Annotated in this window: 22 protein-coding genes; 20 read left to right on the top strand and 2 right to left on the bottom strand. The window is 68.0% G+C overall.

The genetic code is table 11. The features are described from left to right. Nucleotides 1-5: 5 nt before the first annotated feature. The 13 genes from ABW16_RS07600 to ABW16_RS07540 all read left to right on the top strand — a co-directional run bounded on the left by ABW16_RS07600 (nucleotide 6) and on the right by ABW16_RS07540 (nucleotide 12,597). Complete coding sequence (locus ABW16_RS07600; protein ID WP_047318532.1) at nucleotides 6-983, top strand: bifunctional riboflavin kinase/FAD synthetase; 978 nt, start codon at nucleotides 6-8, stop codon at nucleotides 981-983. A 118-nt stretch (nucleotides 984-1,101) separates the two neighbouring features. Continuing rightward, nucleotides 1,102-1,371, top strand: coding sequence for a 30S ribosomal protein S15 (rpsO, locus tag ABW16_RS07595; RefSeq protein ID WP_047318531.1), 270 nt, complete (start codon nucleotides 1,102-1,104; stop codon nucleotides 1,369-1,371). A 303-nt stretch (nucleotides 1,372-1,674) separates the two neighbouring features. Next, nucleotides 1,675-3,951: a polyribonucleotide nucleotidyltransferase gene (locus ABW16_RS07590; protein WP_047318530.1), complete on the top strand. Its 2,277-nt coding sequence runs from the start codon at nucleotides 1,675-1,677 to the stop codon at nucleotides 3,949-3,951. Further along, nucleotides 3,929-5,245 (top strand): M16 family metallopeptidase, encoded by a 1,317-nt coding sequence (locus ABW16_RS07585; RefSeq protein WP_047318529.1) that lies wholly within the window; start codon nucleotides 3,929-3,931, stop codon nucleotides 5,243-5,245. The genes ABW16_RS07590 and ABW16_RS07585 overlap by 23 nt, the downstream gene beginning before the upstream one ends. Before the next feature lie 15 nt (nucleotides 5,246-5,260). Then, complete coding sequence (locus tag ABW16_RS07580) at nucleotides 5,261-6,283, top strand: nitronate monooxygenase (protein ID WP_047318528.1); 1,023 nt, start codon at nucleotides 5,261-5,263, stop codon at nucleotides 6,281-6,283. 31 nt (nucleotides 6,284-6,314) lie between these two features. Then, complete coding sequence (locus tag ABW16_RS07575; protein WP_047318527.1) at nucleotides 6,315-6,788, top strand: SRPBCC family protein; 474 nt, start codon at nucleotides 6,315-6,317, stop codon at nucleotides 6,786-6,788. 97 nt (nucleotides 6,789-6,885) lie between these two features. Beyond that, nucleotides 6,886-7,794, top strand: coding sequence for a metal-dependent hydrolase (locus ABW16_RS07570; protein ID WP_047318526.1), 909 nt, complete (start codon nucleotides 6,886-6,888; stop codon nucleotides 7,792-7,794). Nucleotides 7,795-7,829: 35 nt separating this feature from the next. Beyond that, nucleotides 7,830-8,780, top strand: a complete 951-nt coding sequence (locus ABW16_RS07565) for an alpha/beta fold hydrolase (protein ID WP_047318637.1) — start codon at nucleotides 7,830-7,832, stop codon at nucleotides 8,778-8,780. Nucleotide 8,781: 1 nt separating this feature from the next. Next, nucleotides 8,782-9,876 (top strand): PDR/VanB family oxidoreductase, encoded by a 1,095-nt coding sequence (locus tag ABW16_RS07560; protein ID WP_047318636.1) that lies wholly within the window; start codon nucleotides 8,782-8,784, stop codon nucleotides 9,874-9,876. A 33-nt stretch (nucleotides 9,877-9,909) separates the two neighbouring features. Then, the gene (locus ABW16_RS07555; protein WP_047318525.1) at nucleotides 9,910-10,914 is read left to right on the top strand and encodes an alpha/beta hydrolase; all 1,005 of its coding nucleotides are present in this window, start codon (nucleotides 9,910-9,912) and stop codon (nucleotides 10,912-10,914) included. 26 nt (nucleotides 10,915-10,940) lie between these two features. Continuing rightward, nucleotides 10,941-11,678 carry a 4-hydroxy-tetrahydrodipicolinate reductase gene (gene dapB / locus ABW16_RS07550; protein WP_047318524.1) on the top strand — a complete coding sequence of 246 codons (738 nt, stop codon included), beginning with the start codon at nucleotides 10,941-10,943 and terminating at the stop codon, nucleotides 11,676-11,678. A gap of 50 nt (nucleotides 11,679-11,728) precedes the next feature. Further along, nucleotides 11,729-12,145, top strand: a complete 417-nt coding sequence (locus ABW16_RS07545; RefSeq protein WP_412178187.1) for a tetratricopeptide repeat protein — start codon at nucleotides 11,729-11,731, stop codon at nucleotides 12,143-12,145. 50 nt (nucleotides 12,146-12,195) lie between these two features. Continuing rightward, entirely contained in the window at nucleotides 12,196-12,597 is a 402-nt protein-coding gene (locus ABW16_RS07540; RefSeq protein WP_230987619.1) for a flavodoxin family protein, read from the top strand. A 6-nt stretch (nucleotides 12,598-12,603) separates the two neighbouring features. On the opposite strand, the gene ABW16_RS07535 is transcribed toward ABW16_RS07540, so the two are convergent. Then, entirely contained in the window at nucleotides 12,604-12,912 is a 309-nt protein-coding gene (locus ABW16_RS07535; RefSeq protein WP_047318522.1) for a CDGP domain-containing protein, read from the bottom strand. Nucleotides 12,913-13,035: 123 nt separating this feature from the next. On the opposite strand from ABW16_RS07535, the gene ABW16_RS07530 reads away from it, so the two are divergent. After that, on the top strand, nucleotides 13,036-13,257 hold the full coding sequence (locus ABW16_RS07530; protein WP_047318521.1) for a hypothetical protein: 222 nt from the start codon (nucleotides 13,036-13,038) through the stop codon (nucleotides 13,255-13,257). Between the two features lie 13 nt (nucleotides 13,258-13,270). On the opposite strand, the gene ABW16_RS07525 is transcribed toward ABW16_RS07530, so the two are convergent. Then, the gene (locus ABW16_RS07525) at nucleotides 13,271-14,773 is read right to left on the bottom strand and encodes an HNH endonuclease signature motif containing protein (protein ID WP_052956801.1); all 1,503 of its coding nucleotides are present in this window, start codon (nucleotides 14,771-14,773) and stop codon (nucleotides 13,271-13,273) included. Between the two features lie 55 nt (nucleotides 14,774-14,828). On the opposite strand from ABW16_RS07525, the gene ABW16_RS07520 reads away from it, so the two are divergent. Genes ABW16_RS07520 through ABW16_RS07495 form a run of 6 tightly spaced genes read left to right on the top strand, consistent with a single transcriptional unit; the run spans nucleotide 14,829 to nucleotide 20,124 of the window. Beyond that, nucleotides 14,829-15,257, top strand: a complete 429-nt coding sequence (locus tag ABW16_RS07520; protein WP_047318519.1) for a VOC family protein — start codon at nucleotides 14,829-14,831, stop codon at nucleotides 15,255-15,257. A 45-nt stretch (nucleotides 15,258-15,302) separates the two neighbouring features. Beyond that, nucleotides 15,303-15,752: a hypothetical protein gene (locus ABW16_RS07515; RefSeq protein WP_047318518.1), complete on the top strand. Its 450-nt coding sequence runs from the start codon at nucleotides 15,303-15,305 to the stop codon at nucleotides 15,750-15,752. A gap of 10 nt (nucleotides 15,753-15,762) precedes the next feature. Then, entirely contained in the window at nucleotides 15,763-17,295 is a 1,533-nt protein-coding gene (locus tag ABW16_RS07510; protein ID WP_047318517.1) for a class I adenylate-forming enzyme family protein, read from the top strand. Between the two features lie 37 nt (nucleotides 17,296-17,332). Then, nucleotides 17,333-18,580, top strand: a complete 1,248-nt coding sequence (locus ABW16_RS07505) for a DNA recombination protein RmuC (protein ID WP_047318516.1) — start codon at nucleotides 17,333-17,335, stop codon at nucleotides 18,578-18,580. A gap of 9 nt (nucleotides 18,581-18,589) precedes the next feature. After that, nucleotides 18,590-19,246, top strand: a complete 657-nt coding sequence (locus ABW16_RS07500; RefSeq protein ID WP_047318515.1) for a TetR/AcrR family transcriptional regulator — start codon at nucleotides 18,590-18,592, stop codon at nucleotides 19,244-19,246. Between the two features lie 56 nt (nucleotides 19,247-19,302). After that, complete coding sequence (locus ABW16_RS07495) at nucleotides 19,303-20,124, top strand: SDR family oxidoreductase (protein WP_047318514.1); 822 nt, start codon at nucleotides 19,303-19,305, stop codon at nucleotides 20,122-20,124. The last annotated feature ends 9 nt before the right edge of the window (nucleotides 20,125-20,133 follow it).

Here is a 20,133-nt window from a genome sequence, read left to right as displayed (position 1 = left end):
TCCTCGTGCAGCGGTGGCGGGGGCAGGACGAGATCCCCACAGACTGGGGCAGGTGCGTGCTCACCATCGGCGTGTTCGACGGTGTGCACCGTGGTCATGCGGAGCTGATTGCCCATGCGGTGAAGGCCGGCCAGGCGCGCGGCGTGCCGACGGTGCTGATGACCTTCGACCCGCATCCCATGGAGGTCGTCTACCCCGGCAACCATCCCGCGCAGCTCACCACGCTGGCGCGCCGTGCCGAGCTGGTCGAGCAGTTCGGCATCGACGTCTTCCTGGTGATTCCGTTCACGCCCGAATTCATGAAGCTCACCCCGGACCGTTACATCCACCAACTGCTGGTCGAGCACCTGCACGTGGTGGAAGTGGTGGTGGGGGAGAACTTCACCTTCGGCCGTAAGGCGGCCGGCAACGTCGAGACCCTGCGCCGCGCCGGCGAGCAGTTCGGGTTCGGGGTCGAATCGGTGTCGCTGGTGGCCGAGCGCGCCGACGCCACCCAGTCGGTCACCTTCTCCTCGACCTACATCCGATCCTGTGTCGACGCCGGCGATGTGTCGGCCGCCGCTGAGGCGCTGGGCCGGCCCCACCGGGTCGAAGGTCTGGTGGTGCGCGGTGACGGTCGCGGGCGTGGCCTGGGCTTCCCGACCGCCAACGTGGCCCCGTCGGCCTTTGCGGCGATTCCGGCCGACGGGGTGTACGCCGCATGGTTCACCGTCTTGGGCCACGGTCAGGTGCCGGGCACGGTCGTCGCAGGTCAACGCTGCCGGGCCGCGGTGTCGGTGGGCACCAACCCGACGTTCTCCGGGCGGGCCCGGACCGTGGAGGCGTTCCTGATCGACGAAACCGCCGACCTGTACGGACAGCGCGTCGCCGTCGACTTCGTCAGCCGGATCCGCGGCCAGGAGAAGTTCGACTCGGTGGCGGACCTGGTGGCGGTGATGAACACCGATGTCGAGAAAACCCGCGGCCTGCTCTCCGGCGACTGACCGCCCGCGCGATTGGGACGGCTGCCCAGGGCGCTGCTAGACTCGCCCCTCGGCGTGCTGCAGTCCGCGGTGGCCGCCGACTTGCATATTCGCGGGACCGATTGATGGAGATTTTTTCGTGGCGCTGACCGTCGAGCAGAAAAAAGAGATCCTGGCCAACTACGGCCTGCACGAGACCGACACCGGCTCGCCCGAAGCTCAGGTCGCCCTGCTGACCAAGCGGATCGTCGACCTCACCGAGCACCTCAAGAAGCACAAGCACGACCACCACTCCCGGCGCGGACTGCTGCTGCTGGTCGGCCGGCGGCGTCGTCTGCTCAAGTACCTGACCCAGACCGATGTGGCGCGCTACCGCTCGCTCATCGAGCGCCTGGGCCTGCGTCGCTGACATTCCGGCCGGCGTCAGCCGCTGCCGTGTAGAGTGAGACCGTTCCGGGCCTGCCAGGCCCGGACATCGGTGTGGCCCCGCATCCGCGTGCGCCACTCCGGCACGTCACGACGGGACATGTCCCTGCGAACAGCCAGACTTGCATCGGGCGGTCTTCGGTAGTGGCAGCCGGGTCTGAAAAGTACGTCTTCAAAAGATCCGGCCGCTTCGATCGACGACCGTAGCCGCATCCAGGTCGTTGGCTGACGCACGTCTGACGTTGCGAAACAGCTGAACGAACCAGGAAAGGCCGCACGGGCTTCCATGTCTGCAATTGAAATTGAAGAAGGCGTATTCGAGTCGACCGCTGTCATCGACAACGGCAGCTTCGGCAAGCGCACCATCCGCTTCGAGACCGGCCGGCTGGCCCAGCAAGCCGCCGGCAGCGTCGTCGCCTACCTCGACGACGAGACCATGCTGCTGTCGGCGACCACCGCCAGCAAGGCTCCCAAGGAGCACTTCGACTTCTTCCCGCTCACCGTCGACGTCGAGGAGCGGATGTATGCGGCCGGCCGCATTCCCGGCTCGTTCTTCCGCCGCGAGGGCCGGCCGTCCACCGACGCGATCCTGACCTGCCGTCTCACCGACCGCCCGTTGCGCCCGTCGTTCGTCGACGGCCTGCGCAACGAGGTCCAGGTCGTGGTGACCGTGCTGAGCCTCAACCCGAACGACCTGTACGACGTGGTGGCGATCAACGCCGCGTCGGCTTCCACCCAGCTCGCCGGCCTGCCGTTCTCCGGCCCGGTCGGTGCCGCGCGGGTGGCCCTGATCGACGGCACCTGGGTGGCGTTCCCCACCGTCGAGCAGCTGGAGCGCGCGGCGTTCGACATGGTGCTGGCCGGACGTGCGGTAGATGCCGCAGGCGGGGGCACAGACGTCGCCATCATGATGGTCGAAGCCGAGGCCACCGAGAACGTCATCGAGCTCATCGAAGCCGGCGCCCAGGCGCCGACCGAGACCGTGGTGGCCGAGGGCCTCGAAGCGGCCAAGCCGTTCATCGCGGCGCTGTGCAAGGCCCAGCAGGAGCTGGCCGACGCGGCCGCCCGCCCGACCGCCGAATACCCGCTGTTCCCGCCTTACGGCGAGGACGTCTACTACGCGGTGGCCTCCATCGCGACCGATGAGCTGGCGAAGGCACTGACCATCGCCGGTAAGGCCGAGCGTGACGACCGCACCGACGAGATCAAGGCCGAGGTCATCGAGCGCCTCGCCGAGACTTACGAGGGTCGCGAGAAGGAGATCAGCGCGGCCTACCGGAGCCTCACCAAGAAGCTGGTGCGCCAGCGCATCCTGACCGACCACTTCCGCATCGACGGCCGTGGCATCACCGACATCCGGGCGCTGTCCGCCGAGGTCGCGGTGATCCCCCGGGCGCACGGCAGCGCGCTGTTCGAGCGTGGCGAGACCCAGATCATGGGCGTCACCACGCTGGACATGATGAAGATGGCGCAGCAGATCGACTCGCTCGGGCCGGAGAAGTCCAAGCGCTACATGCACCACTACAACTTCCCGCCGTACTCGACCGGTGAGACCGGCCGGGTCGGTTCGCCCAAGCGCCGCGAGATCGGCCACGGTGCCCTGGCCGAGCGGGCCCTGGTCCCGGTGCTGCCCAGCGTCGAGGAGTTCCCCTACGCCATCCGTCAGGTGTCGGAAGCCCTGAGCTCCAACGGATCCACCTCGATGGGCTCGGTCTGTGCGTCCACGCTGGCGCTGCTCAACGCCGGGGTGCCGCTGAAGGCTCCGGTCGCCGGTATCGCGATGGGCCTGGTCTCCGACGACGTCGAGGTCGACGGCAAGACCGAGCGTCGCTTCGTCGCGCTCACCGACATCCTGGGCGCCGAGGACGCGTTCGGCGACATGGACTTCAAGGTCGCCGGCACCAAGGACTTCGTCACCGCGCTGCAGCTGGACACCAAGCTCGACGGGATCCCGTCCCAGGTGCTCGCCGGAGCACTGGCGCAGGCCAAGGACGCGCGTCTGACCATCCTCGAGGTCATGGCCGAGGCCATCGACGCCCCCGACGAGATGAGCCCGTACGCGCCGCGTGTCACCACCATCAAGGTTCCGGTGGACAAGATCGGCGAGGTGATCGGGCCCAAGGGCAAGATGATCAACTCGATCACCGAGGAGACCGGCGCCCAGATCTCCATCGAGGACGACGGCACCGTGTTCGTCGGCGCCACCGACGGCCCGTCGGCGCAGGCCGCGATCGACAAGATCAACGCGATCGCCAACCCGCAGCTGCCCAAGATCGGCGAGCGGTTCCTGGGCACCGTGGTCAAGACCACCGACTTCGGCGCCTTCGTGTCGCTGCTGCCGGGTCGCGACGGCCTGGTGCACATCTCCAAGCTCGGCAAGGGCAAGCGGGTGGCCAAGGTCGAAGACGTGGTGAAGGTCGGCGACAAGCTGCGCGTGGAGATCGCCGACATCGACAACCGCGGCAAGATCTCGCTGGTGCCCGTAGAAGACGCAGCGGACGCCGCTCCAGTCCCAGACGCGGGGTCCGCTGAGCCTGCCGATGCCGCGGCTGTCGAAAGCTGACATCCCGCCGTCGCGCGCCCTGCGACGCACCACCCTGCCGGGCGGACTGCGGGTGGTTACCGAGTACCTCCCCGCGGTTCGTTCGGCGTCGGTGGGCGTCTGGGTGGGCGTCGGATCGCGCGACGAAGGCACCACGGTGGCCGGCGCGGCGCACTTCCTGGAGCATCTGCTGTTCAAGGCCACCCCGACCCGCACGGCGGCCGGCATAGCCCAGGCGATGGACGCCGTCGGGGGTGAACTCAACGCCTTCACCGGCAAAGAGCACACCTGCTACTACGCCCACGTGCTGGACACCGACCTGGAGCTGGCGGTCGCGCTGGTGAGCGACGTCGTGCTCAACGGATCCTGCGCGGCTGCCGACGTCGACCTCGAACGCGACGTGGTCCTTGAGGAACTCGCGATGCGCGATGACGACCCCGAGGATGCGCTGGGCGATGTGTTCTTGTCGACGCTGTTCGGCGACCATCCGATCGGACGGCCGGTGATCGGCAACGTCGAGTCGGTGTCGACGATGACTCGCGCACAGTTGCGGTCGTTCCACCAGCGCCGCTACACACCGGAGCGCATGGTGGTCGCCGTTGCCGGCAACATCGACCACGACACGGTGGTGGCGTTGGTGCGAGAACATTTCGGGCACCGGCTGATTCGTGGCCAGCAGCCCGCCCCGCCGCGGCGCGGCGCCGCCCGGGTTCCGGGCTCGCCCGGGCTGACCGTGGTCAACCGCGACGCCGATCAGACGCACATGTCCCTGGGGGTACGCGCGCCCGGACGCTATTGGCAGCACCGTCAGGCGCTGGCGGTGCTCAACACCGCCCTGGGCGGGGGCCTGAGTTCCCGGCTGTTCCAACAGGTTCGGGAAACCCGCGGCCTGGCGTACTCGATCTACTCATCGGTGGATACCTTTGCCGACGCCGGTGCGCTGTCGGTGTACACCGCCTGCCAGCCGGACCGGTTCGCCGAAGTGGCGGCCGTGACGGCCGAGGTGCTCGACTCGGTGGCGCGCGATGGCATCACCGCCGAAGAGTGCCGGATCGCAAAGGGATCGTTGCGTGGGGGATTGGTGCTGGGCCTAGAGGATTCCGGTTCCCGGATGAACCGCTTGGGCCGTACCGAACTGAACTACGGTCGGCATCGGCCCATCGCGCGCACCCTGCGGGAGCTGTCCGCGGTCACTGTCGACGAGGTCAACGCGGTGGCCCATAAACTGCTGCGACAGCCCTACGGCGTCGCGGTTCTGGGTCCCTACCGCTCGAAAGGCGCGCTGCCAACCCGTCTGCGGGCGCTTGCCGGTTGATGGCAGGCTAGGGGAATGGCGTTCAGCTTCTCTGAGCTCACTGTCCCATTGATCGGCGCGCCGATGGCAGGCGGTCCCAGCACACCGGCGCTGGCGGCCGCGGTGTCGGAGGCGGGCGGCCTGGGGTTTGTCGCCGGCGGCTATCGCACCGCTCAACAGCTGGCCGACGAGATCACCGCCGCGCGCGCGGCCACCAGCGGCCCGCTCGGGGTGAATCTGTTTGTGCCCCAACCCAGTGGCGCCGATGTGGTGCTGCTCGACGAGTACGCCGACCTCCTGGATCCGCTGGCCGAACATTACGGCGTGGAGCTGGGCCGGCCGCGCTTCGGTGACGACGACTGCTGGCCGGAGAAGCTCGAGGTGATCGCCGACCTGCGGCCCACGGTGGTGTCGTTCACGTTCGGGACGCCGTCGCCCGATGACTTGGAGGCGCTGCGGGCGTTGCGCATCCTGACGATGGTCACGGTGACCTCGGCCTACGAGGCCGGTGTCGCCCTGGGACACGGTGCCGACGCACTGGTGGTGCAGGGCCCCAAGGCGGGCGGACACCGGGGCACCTTCGCACCGGACGTGCACCCGGGCACCGACTCCCTGGAGCATGTGCTGGCGGAGATCACCCACGCCCACGGCCATGTCCCGTTGGTGGCGGCGGGCGGGCTCGGCACCGCGGCCGACGTGGCCGGGGTACTGCACGACGGTGTGGTGGCAGCCCAGGTCGGCACCGCGCTGCTGCTGGCGCACGAAGCCGGGACCAACCCGACGCACCGTGCGGCCCTGACCAACCCGGAATTCACCAACACCACGGTGACGTGTGCGTTCTCCGGCCGCTACGCACGCGGCCTGGAGAACGACTTCACCCGGGCCTTCGAGGATGTGGCTCCGGTGGGATACCCCGAGATCAACCACATGACCACCCCGATCCGGGCGGCGGCGGTGGCCCTGGACGACCCGCACGGGACCAGCCTGTGGGCCGGGACCGCCTACCGGACCGCCCGCTCGGCTCCCGCCGCCGAGATCATCGCCGCTCTGACACCCTGAACCGGCGGTACCGCGTCGTTATGATCGCCGCATGACTGATACATCCGGCCCGTCAGCAACCGGCACCGTGCACATCGACGCCGCCCCCGAGGTGGTCTATGCGCTGATCACCGACCTGTCCGCCTTGGCGGACTGCGCCGAGGAGACCGTCGCCATGCGGTGGCGCAAAGGCGATTCAGTGCGTCCCGGGGCGAAGTTCAGCGGCGCCAACCGCAACGGTTCGCACAGCTGGAACACCGTCTGCACCGTCGTTGACGCCGAACCCGGCCGCCTGTTCTCCTTCGACGTGCGCTCGTCGGTCATCCCGGTGGCCCGCTGGGCCTACGAGATCACCCCCGTCGATGGAGGTTGCCAGGTCACCGAGAGCACGTGGGACCACCGGCCCCGCTGGGCCCTCGGGATCAGCCGGCTGGTCAGCGGCGTCGCCGATCGGAGCGCCGCCAACGCCGACCACATCCGGCTCACCCTGGACCGGCTCAAGCAGAAGGCAGAGTCAGGGCGCTGACGCCTGTCCGTGACAACGGCGGCCATTTCGTGAATGCGGTACCGGTGGTACCGTTGTACAAATCAGACTGGTTTGTAAATCTGACGAGGGGTTGGGCATGCTCAAGGTCGACGACAGCGCCGCGGGTCCGCACGACGGATCGCTAGACCACGAACGCATCGTCCTGCAGGCCCGCGACGTCGGATTCGACTGGTCGGACCTGCCCGTGCACTACGTGCCCGGCGAGCCCTTCGTCACCCACTTCTGCAACGTGCTGCACCTGCTGCTGCCCGCCGGCGAGGAGTTCTTCGTCGAGGTGTTCAAGCAGGCGCTACCGCTGATCAAGGACGACCAGCTGCGGCTCGACGTCCAGGGGTTCATCGGGCAGGAGGCCACTCACTCCCAGGCGCACAGCGCAGTCGTCGACCACCTGGCCGCCCGCGGTGTCGACATGTCGCCGTTCACCGGCCAGATCAAGTGGCTGTTCGACAAGTTGCTCGGTGACCGGCCGACTTGGAGTGAGCGCCGTCAGCAGCGCTGGCTGCTGGAACGGGTGGCCCTGGTGTCCGCGGTCGAGCACTACACGGCGATTCTCGGCGAGTGGGTCCTGGAGAGCCCCGCGCTGGACGAGATCGGCACCCATCCGGTGATGCTGGACATGTTGCGCTGGCACGGCGCCGAAGAGGTCGAGCACAAGGCTGTCGCGTTCGACGTGATGAAGCACCTGAAGGCCGGCTTCTTCCGGCAGGTCCGTACGCAGTTGGCCGTCACCCCCCTGATGCTGCTGTTGTGGGTGCGCGGCCTGCGGTTCATGTACAAGGTGGACCCGCAACTGTCGGCCGGAACCAAGCCGCGCTGGCGGGACTGGTTCATCGCTGCGCGCCGTGGGCTGGTGCCCTCGCCGTTCGAGTTCCTGCCCGCGATCGCCTCCTACTACCGTCCGGGTTTTCACCCGTCGCAACTGGGCGGGGTGGAGAAGGCGGTCAACTACCTGGCCATTTCGCCCGCTGCCCGCGCCACGCACTGACCGGTACCGCAGGCGAACAACGAGGAGTGCAGTCGATGACCACCCCCACCACTACCACTGTGACGTCAGCCGACGGTGTGACCCTGGCGGTGCACGCCTACACGGATCTGGACCCGAAGCGGACGACCATCCTGGCGATCCACGGCTACCCGGACAACCACCACGTGTGGGACGGGGTGGCTCGTGAGCTCATCGAACAGCACCCGGGCCGCTACAACGTCGTCGCCTACGACGTACGCGGTGCGGGGACGTCCTCGGCGCCGGCGGATCGGTCGGGTTACCGATTCCCGCACCTGATCGCCGATGTCGCCGCGGTGATCGAACACTTGGGCCGACTGGGTGTGAACCAGGTTCACCTCCTAGGCCACGACTGGGGTTCGATCCAGGGTTGGGCCGCCATCACCGACCCGGCCGTGGCGGCCAAAGTCGGCTCCTACACCTCGATTTCGGGTCCACACCTGGATTACGCCGGCCGGTTCCTGCGCTCGGCGCGCAACCTTCGCACGCTCGCCGACGTCGTCAGGCAGCTGCTGGAGTCGAGCTACATCTGGTTGTTCCTGACCCCGCGGGTTCCCGAGGCGGCCTTCCGGTCCGGTCTGGGCGTCAGAGTCCTTGGCTGGCTTGACCGTATCGGTCGCTCTGGCAAGCCGCAGCCGACCATGCCCCGAGGCGAGAACGACTACGTCAACGGGCTCAACCTGTACCGCGCGAACATGCCGAGGCCTTTTCTGAAGCCGTCGCGGCCGCTGCCCGCCACCGATGTCGCGGTGCAGGTGCTCGCGCCCCGCTTGGATCTGTTCGTCAGCCCGGCCCTGCAGCGGTACACCGGATCGATCCCGGCCAACCATCGGGTGCTCGACATCGACGGCGGCCACTGGGTGGTCATCGATCGCCCCGAGGTCATCGCCCGGCTCACCGACGAGTGGGTGCAACAGAGCGTGGCCGGCGGTGCCGGCGCGTCCGGCGATGACCTTCGACACGCCTGACATGGCGCCGCAGATCTGGGATTCGCGTCCCGCCGACCTGTACGGCCGGCGAAAGCATGACCGGTTGTTCAACGCGCTCTGGGCAGCGGTCACGGTATTCGGTGGCATGGCCGCACTTTCGCGGTGGAAGCCGTCCCGAGTAGCCCCGGTGTCCCGGACGATCGCGGCCGTCGTCACCAAGCGGGAGATGGTGACCAGCGACGTGGTGGCCCTCACCCTGGCAGACCCCGACGGCGGACTGTTGCCGTCCTGGACGCCGGGCGGTCACATCGATGTGCAGCTGCCGTCGGGCCGCCGCCGGCAGTACTCGCTGTGCGGCGTGCCGGGACGTCGCACCGAGTACCGCATCGCGGTGCGCCGGCTCGATGACGGCGGCGGCGGCTCGGTCGAGATGCACGAGTCCTACGCCGAAGGCGACACGTTGCTGTTTGAGGGGCCGCGCAACGCGTTCTATCTGGGCACCGGTGAGAGCGACGTGCTGTTCGTCATCGGCGGAATCGGCGTGACCCCGATGCTGCCGATGCTGCGCGAGGCTGCCCAGCGCGGAATCGATTGGCGCGCGGTGTATGCCGGCCGCAGCCGAGCCGACATGCCGTTGCTGGACGAGGTGCTGGCCGTGGATCCCGGGCGGGTCACGGTGTGGGCCGACGACGAGCACGGCCGTTTCGCCGGCACCGACGAACTGTTGGCCGGAGCCGGACCGCACACCGCGGTGTACGTGTGCGGGCCGACCGCGATGCTCGAGGCGGTGCGCGTCACCCGCGACGGGCAGGCCTCGAATATCCAAGCCCCGCTGCACTATGAACGATTCAGTCCGCCACCGGTGGTCGACGGGGTGCCCTTCGAGTTGGAGCTGGCCCGGTCGGGCCGCGTACTGAAGATTCCCGCGGACCGCTCGGCGCTGGACGTGATGCTCGACGCCGATCCGACGACCGCATACTCCTGCCGGCAGGGATTCTGCGGCACCTGCAAGGTCAAGGTCATTGCCGGCAGTGCGGGACAAGTCGACCGGCGTGGACGCACCGCAGAGGGCGAGGACGAGATGCTGGTCTGCGTCTCGCGGGCCAATGGGGGGCGGATCGTCATCGACGCGTGAGTCGAGCCGTATCGGTGGCGATAGGATGCCCGGATGTCTGGTGTTGCTGAGATCCATCGCGCGAGTTTGCGGGCCAGGATCATCTACGCCGTCTTCGCGGCGGTGATGCCGCGGTTGGTGCGGTGGGTCAGCCGCCGCGGGGGCCCCGAGGCCATGCCCGGAATGTTGGCGCAGTTGGGCCGGCGTACCAACACCGTCGCCCGCCTGCAACGGCTGCGCCCGTACTTCAGGATCCGTTTCACCCGCGAACTCGCCGCAGGGGTTCCGGTCGAGACTGTTCGCAGAGCAGACTGCGTCGCCCCGCTGGGCGACGGCGCCATCTTGTACTTTCACGGCGGTGGGTTCTTCACCGGCGGTTTCGACACCCACCTGCATGTCGTGGCGGCCCTGGCCCGGCGCACCGGGTTGCCGGTAGTGCACGTCGACTATCGGCAATTCCCCGACGTGAGCGTGGACGGCTCGGTGGAGGACTGCGTCGGCGCCTACCGCTGGCTGCTGGAACAGGGGGCAGACCCGGCCAAAACGGTGATCGCCGGAGACTCCGCAGGAGGCTTTCTCACGTTTGCCACCGCGCTTCGGTCCCAGCAGGAGGGGTTGCCGGCACCGGCCGGCGTCATCGGGATCTCAGCGCTGCTGGAGCTCGACGGAACGGCCCGCAGTACTCACCCGAACATGGGCACCGACGCATTCGGCATCGCGGACGCGCTGCCCGACCTCGTCGACCATGTGTGCCCGTCACCGCCGATGCGGTATGAGCTCTCTCCGATCAACGGCCAGCTGGAAACCATGCCGCCGGCGCTGCTGATCGCCGCCGAGTCGGAGATCCTGCGCTGCGATAACGAACGGTTACACGCGGCACTGCTTCAGCACGGCCGGTCCAGCCGGCTCGAGCTGTGGGCTCATCAGGTGCACGCGTTCCCGGCACTGTTCCCCTTCCTGCCCGAGAGTCGGGCGGCGTTTGACCTGATCGTCCGTTTCGTCGCCGAACGCCTTGCTGACCCCGGTGAGTCCGGCGAGACCCGCCGAGAGGTGTCCTGAAGCCCGCTGCCACTAGGGTGGCAGCTATGCGAGTAGCAGTACTGGGCGCCAAGGGCAAAGTCGGTGCCACGATGGTTGCGGCGGTGCACGCCGCGCAAGATCTCACCCTGTCCGCCGAGGTCGACGCCGGCGATGAACTGAGCCTGTTGACCGACAGCGGCACCGAGGTGGTGATCGACTTCACCCACCCCGCCGTCGTGATGGACAACCTGAAGTTCTTGATCGACAACGGGATTCACGCGGTGGTGGGCACCACCGGGTTCACCGACGAGCGGCTGGCCCAGGTGCGTTCCTGGATCGAGGCCAAGCCCGGTTCGGCGGTGCTGATCGCACCCAACTTCGCGATTGGCGCGGTGCTGTCGATGCATTTCGCGACCCAGGCCGCAAAGTACTTCGAATCGGTGGAGGTCATCGAGCTGCACCACCCGCAGAAGGCCGATGCGCCGTCGGGTACGGCCGCTCGCACCGCCGCGCTGATCGCCGAAGCCCGGAAAGGGCTTCCGCCCAACCCCGACGCCACCAGCACCGGCCTGCCCGGAGCGCGCGGCGCAGACGTGGACGGCGTGCCGGTGCACTCGGTTCGGCTGGCCGGGCTGGTCGCCCACCAGGAAGTGCTGTTCGGCACCATGGGGGAGACGCTGACCATCCGGCACGACAGCATTGACCGGACCTCATTCGTTCCCGGGGTGCTGCTGGCGGTGCGCCGGGTCGCCGAATTCCCCGGGCTCACGATCGGCATCGAGTCCCTCCTCGACCTGAAGTAGTCGTGAACAAGGTGTCGCCGGCCGCCCGGGTGAAGGTGCTCATCGCCTTCATGTGCCTGGCGCTGCTGATGTATCTGGCGTTTCTGGGCCGGATCGCGGTGCTGCTGATCGCCTCCGGTTCGGTGCCGGCGATCGGGATGGGGCTGGCGCTGCTGATCATGCCGTTCCTCGGGCTGTGGGCGATGATCGCCACCCTGCGGGACGGGTTCGCCCACCAGCGGCTGTCGCGGCTGATCGCCGAGGAAGGAATGGAACTCGACGCCGGCGCCTTGCCGCGGCGTCCGTCCGGACGCATCGAACGCGACGCCGCCGATGCCCTGTTCCACGCCGTTCGTGCCGAGCTCGATGCCGACCCGGACAACTGGCGGCGCTGGTACCGGCTGGCCCGGGCCTACGAGTTCGCCGGGGACCGTCGTCGCGCGCGGGAGGCGATGAAGACCGCGGTCCAGCTGCAGGGGCAGCAGTGAGCAAGACGTTGCTGGTGGTGCATCACACGCCTTCGCCGTTCTGCCAGGCGATGTTCGAGGCGGTGCTGTCCGGGGCGACGGACCCGCAGATCGAGGGCGTCGACGTGGTGCGCCGCGCCGCGCTCGAGGTGTCGCCCAGCGACATGCTGGCCGCCGACGGCTACCTGCTGGGCAGCCCGGCCAACCTGGGCTATATCAGCGGGGCGCTCAAGCACGCCTTCGACGTCTGCTATTACCCGATCCTGGACTCGACCCGCGGCAGGCCGTTCGGCCTCTACCTGCACGGCAACGAAGGCACCGAAGGCGCCGAACGGGCCGTCGACTCCATCACGACGGGGCTGGGATGGGTCAAAGCGGCCGACTACGTGGTGGTTTCGGGCAAGCCGGACAAGTCCGACCTGGAAGCGTGCTGGGAGCTTGGCGCGACGGTGGCCGCGCAGTTGATGGACTGAGCCCCGCTACGGGTCGATGTGGGTTTCCGGCATGTAGAACGAGTGGAACGGGTACTGCTGGCCCACCGGCCCCATCTGATGGCAGTCCTGTTGCGACGGTGGTGATTTCGGCGGCTCGTAGTAATAGATGACGCAGCGCTGCCAGCTGCCGTCGGGCTGAATCGGGCCGTCGCACTTCTGGGCGGTGGAGAAGAACAGCAGCGGGTTGTCCTGACAACCGGCATGGGCCGCCGGCGCCGAGGCGATCAGCCACCCGGTCGCGAGTCCGGCTGCCGCCAGCGCGGTGGCCAGGCCTCCGGTGAGGTAGCGCTTCACGGTCGACCCCTCCTCAGTGCGTCGTGTTGTCGAGTGACTATGCCGGACGCGGCCGATGTTTGTCGCAGATTATGCCCGCGGTTCCCACACAGTTCCTATCGTGAAGCGATAGGCTGCGATGCCGTGAGCCATGCAAACGACACTGCGTCCACGACGGAGTCCACTACGGACCTGCTTGCGCGCACCCTGGAGTCTGTCCGCGTCGCCCACGACAACATCGCGGAGCTGGCAGAGCAACAGAACGGCATCTACGCCGTTGCCCAGACCGCGAGGGGCACCGCGCTGATCCACGACCTGCGCAAGCAACTCGACCAGCTCAACAAGATCCTGCCCTTCAAGAGCTAGTTGCCCGCCCTCGTCAGGGTGGCGCCTTATTGAGAGCACGTTCGCTGTTGATGCGGTGGGCGCGGTCTTGGATGCGGGTGCGCTTGCGCGTAGGCATCATCAGGCCGCGGTCGGCGGTCGATGTCGCTGGTGACGGTGTTACCGCTGGTGTGGCGGCGGCTTGGCACAGGGCAGGGAATAGCAGAGTGCTGCCAGGCCGGGTGGTGTAGGTGTGGCCAGTGGGGCTGGTCCATTTCACCGTGCCGTCCGGGTACTGAATATCGCTCCAGCCGTGGGCACCGGTCCAAAAAGTCTTCAGCAAGTGGTGTTTTCGGCACAGGCAGCGCAGGTTGGCCGGGTGGGTGGCCCCCCGCGGGTGGGCCACGGCGTGGTCGATGTCGCAGTGGGTGGCGGGCTGGTCGCAGCCGGGGAATCGGCAGGTGAGGTCGCGGGCCCGGACGAAAGCAGCCAACGCTGTAGAGGGCCGGTAGTGCGGTTCGGCCGGCAGGTCGGTCGGGTGCCGCAGCGGTTTGACGGTGGCGCCGTTGTTGACGAGGTGGGCCAGCAGCGGTGCGGGTATGGTGCCGCCGCCGATGATGTGCCCGGACGGTGCCGGACGCGTCTGGGGCGCCGGCGTGGTTGCCGCACCGGCTGGCTCGGAGTTTTGGTCGGGGGCGCCGGCGCCGAACCTGGGGTCGGCCGGGTTGTTCAGTGCGGCTTGGTCGGCGAGGACGTAGACGGTGACGTTGGTCGCGCGGGCGTCGGCGCCGGCTGCCGGGCAGTCGCTGTTGCCGCAGGCGCAGGCCAGGTTGTCGGCACCGGCGGCCAGGGCACCGAGGGCGTCGGCGCGGCGTTGGGCGAGAGTGCGAGGATCGTCGTCGCAGACGGTATGGGCCAGTTGTGTCAGGCGCCGGTCGAGTGCGGCGCCATCGGTGGAGAGCAACCGGCCCCACAGCGCAGTGGTGCCGTTTTCGCTGTTGCGGGTATCGACAACCACTTCGCGGCCGCGGGCGCCCCGCTGGTAACGCCGAATGGCTTCGGGGTCGTGCCGGTCGATGAGGGCATCGATGGCGGCAGCAGTTTTGGCCGCGGACAGCGGTCCTAGGCCGGTGGCGATCTCGGCGAGTTCGGTGTCGATGACATGCAGCACGTAGGGGTCGGTGATCAAGGTCGTGCGCCAGACCATCGTGGCGACGAGGCGGGTGCTGATCGCCCCGTCGAGAAACAATGCGGCGACCTTCGGCAGGCGGTCCCGCAATGCCGAGGCGAGATACATCTGCGAGGACGCCATACCGTGGCTGATCTGCTCGGCGGCGGCGACCTCGGCGGCTGCGGCATCCCAGTAGTCGCATGACCAGCGTGACCGGTTCACCGCATCGACCCCGCGGGTGCGCCGTGCCACCAATTCGCCGATGACGGCCAGCCGGCGCGCAGCTGCGGCGGCCTCCAGTCGGGCCCACCCCGAGATGGCCGCCACCAGGGCCTTGTCGTCGGCCTCGGCCAACGACTCCGGCTCCAGCGCCTTCGATTCGAACATACGTGCGATTCTAGCGAGGGGGTCCGACACGGCGGTGAGTCTTAGGCTCGGCCGCATGGAACAACAGGTGCACTTCGTCACCATCGCGGCCACCGATCTGGCCGCGACCAGGAATTTCTACGCTGCGCTGGGCTGGCAGCCCCTGTTGGACGTCGAGGGCGAGATCGTCTTCTACCAGGCGGCGCCGGGCCAGGTGCTGGGCTTTTTCGACGCCGACAAGTTCAACGAAGACTTGGCGCTGCCCGGCGATCATTCCCGGGTCTCGGGGATCACCGTGGCGCACAACGTCGGCAGTCCCGACGCCGTCATCGCGCTGGCCGACGCCATGGCCGCCGCGGGCGGTGTCGTCATCAAACCGCCGCAACCCGGCCAGTTCGGTGGGGTATTCCACGCCCATGTCCAAGACCCCAACGGACTCATCTGGGAGATCGCCCACAACCCCGGCTGGCGGATCGCGCCCGATGGCACGGTAAGTCTCGGCTGACGTCGTAGGGTGGCCGGGAGCAACGGGAAAGGAACCCCCACGACGATGCCCTCACTGCTGAGTACGGCGCTGGGCGCGGCACCGATCTTCGGCGGAGCCCTGCTGACGGCGGCGGCCGGGCAGCTCAAAGGCCCGGACGTACGCGCGCTGATCAAACAGGACCTCGATCTGCTTGACCGGCTTCCCGCGGAGCAGACGCAGCGGCGAGCGGATTTGCAGCGCACCATCGATGAGCGCATCGACGACTTGGTAGCCGCCTCCGATCGCGCCAGGGCGCTGCGGGAGGCGGCGCTGTCCTATCAGGGCAACTGGCGTGACGTGGTCTTCTTCGTGTCCTCGCTGCTGTTCACCTATGTCTGGTGGCACGTCAACCATGACCGCGGCAATTGGCTGCCGATGTTCGTCGTGCTGATCCTCGCGTGCATCGTGTCCGCGGCCTACGCACTGCGCGGGACGTTGCGGGTGGTGACGCACGGCTGGCGGCGTCGGCGATGACGGGCTGCTCATGACACACGTCGTCGAAATAACGCGGAGCCACAACCCTTTTCCGGCGACCGGGCTGATTCGCGACCACAACGGTGTTGCGCACTACCAACAGCTGCCGGCGACGCTGCTCCATGTGCTGGCCGAGCAGGCCGAGCAGCGGCCCGACAGTGAGGCCGTGGTCGAACTCGGGGGTGACCGGCTGACCTACCGGCAGTTGTGGCAGCGGGCCGCGCGGGTGGCCGGCGGGCTGCGTGCCGACGGACTGACGCGCGGTGACCGGGTCGCGTTGCGCTACCCGGCGGGGCTGGACTGGGTGCTGGGGTTTTGGGGCACGCTGATGGGCGGCGGAATACCGGTGGCCGTCAATACCCGCTCGGCCGCACCGGAAGTCGAGTTTGTGCTCACCGATGCCGGAGTCAGCGTGGACCTGGCGCCCGGCACTGCACTGCCCGACGGCCAACCGTATGTGGTGGACGGGCTCGAAGCGGGCGACACCGCGGCGCTGTTCTACACCTCCGGCACCACCGGCAGCCCCAAGGGAGTGCCCACCACGCACGAGGCGTTTGTGACCAACGCCGAGAACATGATGCGCACCTTGGGCCGGTCCCGGGCGCTGGGCGAGGAATATCGCACGCTGATCTCGGTGCCGCTGTTCCATGTGACCGGCTGCAATTCCCAACTGCTGGTCGCGGCCTACACCGGCGGCACGGCGGTCATCATGGGATCGCTGAATCTTCCCGAGTTGATCGCAACGCTTCCCGCACAACGGATCTCATCGATGGTGACGGTACCGGCGATCTACGCGCTGCTGCTTCGGCATCCCGAATTCGCCGCGGTCGACGTGAGCGGAGTGCGGTGGGTCGGCTACGGCGGGGCGCCAACGGCACCGGCGCTGGTGCGGTCGCTGCGCGACGCATTCGGCGCGGCAACGGTGTTCAACGGCTACGGCATGACCGAGACCGCCTCGCTGATGACGGTGCTGCCGGACTCCGACGCGGTGGCGCACGCGGACTCGGTCGGCTACGCCGTGCCCTCGGGAGACATCGGCATCGTCCCGCTCGGTGATGACCCGAGCACCGGTGAACTGGTGGTGCGCGGCGCGAATGTGATGCGGGGCTACTGGAACCGGCCCGAGGCGACCGCCGCCACGATCATCGACGGCTGGCTACACACCGGCGATGTGGTGCGCGTCGACGAGGCCGGCCGGGTGCACATCATCGACCGGCTCAAAGACATCATCAACCGCGGCGGCGAGAACGTCTCCAGCGTCGAGGTGGAAGCCGCACTGTTGTCGGCGCCCGGCGTGGCCGACGCGTGTGTGCTCGCGGTGCCCGACGAGGTGATGGGGGAGAAGGTCGGCGCGGTGCTGCTCGGCGACCAGCACGAGATCGACGTGGGCGCGGTACTGGAGTACTGCCGCGGCCAACTGGCGGACTTCAAGGTGCCGCAGTACATCAGCGTGGTGACCGAGGCGCTGCCACGCACCGCCAGCGGCAAACTGCTCAAGGCGCAGCTGCGCGAGCAGGTGCGATGGGGCTCGCCGCTGCGGTAACGCCGGAAATGTCGGTGGGGCGCGTTACCTTGCCGGCATGGACACAGCACTGCTGATCCTCCTCACCTCACTGGCGCTACTGGCGGTGATCCTGCAGGTGGTGGTGCTCGTGCGCCCCGCCGGCGGGGCGATCTCGCCGGAACAGCTCGCCGCGCTGCGCGGTGACAGTGAACGCGTGGAGCGAACCCTGCGCGAAGAGCAGCATGCCGGGCGTGCCGAACTCGCGCAGGCATTCCACCAATGGCAGCTGACCCTGCACCGCTTCGGATCGACCCTGCAGGGAACACAAGACAAGCTGGGCGCCACGCTGGATCGTCAGCTGCGGAGCCTGCAGACCGAGAACACCGCGCAACTGGAGAAGATGCGCGCCACGGTGGACGAAAAGTTGCAGGCCACGCTGGAAACCCGCCTGGCGCAGTCTTTTACGCAGATCTCGGAGCGCCTGGAAGCCGTGCAACGGGGCCTGGGCGAAATGCAGACGCTGGCCACCGGGGTAGGTGATCTGAAGCGGGTGCTGGCCAATGTCAAAACCCGCGGCATCTTCGGTGAGACGCAATTGGCCGCGCTGCTGGCCGAGACGCTGACGCCCGAGCAGTACGCCACCAACGTCATCACCGTGCCGGGTTCGAACGCCCGGGTGGAGTTCGCGATCCGATTGCCCGGCGCCACCGGCGCTCGCGAGGTGTTGTTGCCGATCGACGCCAAGTTTCCGCGTGAGGACTTCGAGCGCCTACTCGACGCACAGGAGCACGCCGACATCGCCGGGGAGGCCGCCGCGCGTCAGGCGCTGATCCGGCGGATCGAAGCCGAGGCCGGCGATATCTGTGACAAGTACCTCGAGCCGCCGCACACCACGGACTTCGCGATCCTGTTCCTGGCCACCGAGAGTCTGTACGCCGAGGTGCTGCGTCAGCCTGGGCTGTTCGAGCAGATTCAGGCCAAGTACAACGTCACGCTGGCCGGACCGACCACCTTGGCCGCGCTGCTCAACAGCCTGCGGATGGGCTTTCGCACCCTGGCGATCGAACAGCGCAGCAGCGAGGTCTGGCAGGTGCTCGGAGCGGTCAAGACCGAATTCGGCAAGTTCGCGGCGGTGCTGGAGAAGACCCGCAAGCAACTCGACACCGCTCGTAACACCATCGACACCGCCGGAGTCCGCACCCGCGCCATCGAACGCAAGCTGCGCGGGGTGGAGTCGCTGCCCGAACGAGAGGTCGAAGCCTTGCTCGGTGAACTCGGCAACGACTCGGAAGAAGTCAATGAAGTTGACATCGAATTCAGTTAGTCTGCCCGGATGGATGCCGTCCCGACCGCCCCGGCCCGCCAGTTGCCGGCCACGGTACGCGGGGCACGCACCCGGGCGGGGCTGGTCGCCGCGGCGCGCAAGGTCTTCGAGCGCGACGGCTACCTCGACGCCAAGCTGACCGACATCACCAAGGCCGCCGGTTGTGCGACCGGGTCGTTCTACACCTACTTCGCGAACAAAGAAGAGATTTTCGCCGCGGTCCTCGAGCAGGCCCAGCAGGACATGATGCATCCGGGCATGGGCCGCGTCAGTGACTCCGACGACCCCTATGCGGTGCTGGAAGCGAGCAATCGCGCCTATTTGGAGGCGTATCGGCGCAATGCACAGTTGATGGGGCTGCTCGAGCAGGTGGCCCAGATCGATCCGAAATTCCGTGCCTTCCGCGCGCGACGGGCCGACGCGTTCGTCCAACGCAATGCCGCCGGCATCGCCGATCTGCAGGAACGCGGAATCGCCGCCGCCGATGTCGATCCGCTGCTGGCGTCGCGGGCACTGTCGGGGATGGTCAGCCGACTGGCATACGGCACCTTCGTGGGTGAGGAGGCCGCGCACAGTTCGGGCACCGACTTTGAGGCCTTGGTCGCGACCGTCACCCGGCTGTGGGCCAATGCCCTGCAATTCCAAACCACCAAAAGTCGAACATGAGATCGGATTCAACTAGTGTCACTGCCGCTGCGCACTGAAGAACGGGGTCGTTGCTTATGAAGGTTGCCGAGCGGGTCGCGATCGTCACCGGTGGCGGTGGCGGCATCGGTGGAGCGCTGGCCGCGGCGCTGGTCCAGGCCGGAGCAAAAGTGGTGGTCGTCGACCTCGACGCGGACGCCGCGGCGGCGGTAGCCGAGGCGATCAACGCCGAGCATCCCGGCACTGCGGTCGCTCGCGGCGGCGACGTTTCCGACACCGAGACCATTCGCGAGCTGATCGCGTTGGCGCAGGAGCGGTACGGTCCGGTCGACTTCTACTTCGCCAACGCCGGGATCACCGGTGCCCCCGGCCTGCCCGGAGAAGCCGACTGGGACCAGGCCATCGACGTCAATCTGCGCTCGCACATCCGCGCCGCGCAGCTGCTGATTCCCGACTGGGTAAGCCGCGGGGAGGGATACTTCGTCTCGACTGCATCCGCCGCCGGACTGCTCACCCAACTCGGCGCCGCCACCTACTCGGTGACCAAGCACGCGGCGGTCGGATTCGCCGAATGGCTCAACATCACCTACGGCGACCAGGGCGTGCGGGTCAGCTGCCTGTGCCCGATGGGTGTCAACACCAAGTTGCTCTACGCCGGTGAACAATCCGGCGACCGGCTGGGCGATCTGGCCACCCGTGCGGTCACCACCGCCGGTGAGGTGCTGGAGCCCGCCGACGTCGCCGCGGAGGTGCTCGCCGCCATCGACGACGAGCGTTTTCTGATCCTGCCGCACCCGGTGGTGCTGGAGATGTTCCGGCACAAGGCAGGCGATTACGACCGTTGGCTGCGCGGCATGCGCCGCTACCAGCGCGGCCTGCTCGACTCCGAAGTGTCCTAGGTGAGGAGC

Source organism: Mycolicibacter heraklionensis (genome assembly GCF_001021505.1).
GTDB classification, from domain to species: Bacteria; Actinomycetota; Actinomycetes; order Mycobacteriales; family Mycobacteriaceae; genus Mycobacterium; species Mycobacterium heraklionense.
The sequence above is the reverse complement of the archived record's forward strand: the minus strand, read 5'-3'. Positions and strand labels throughout refer to the sequence as shown.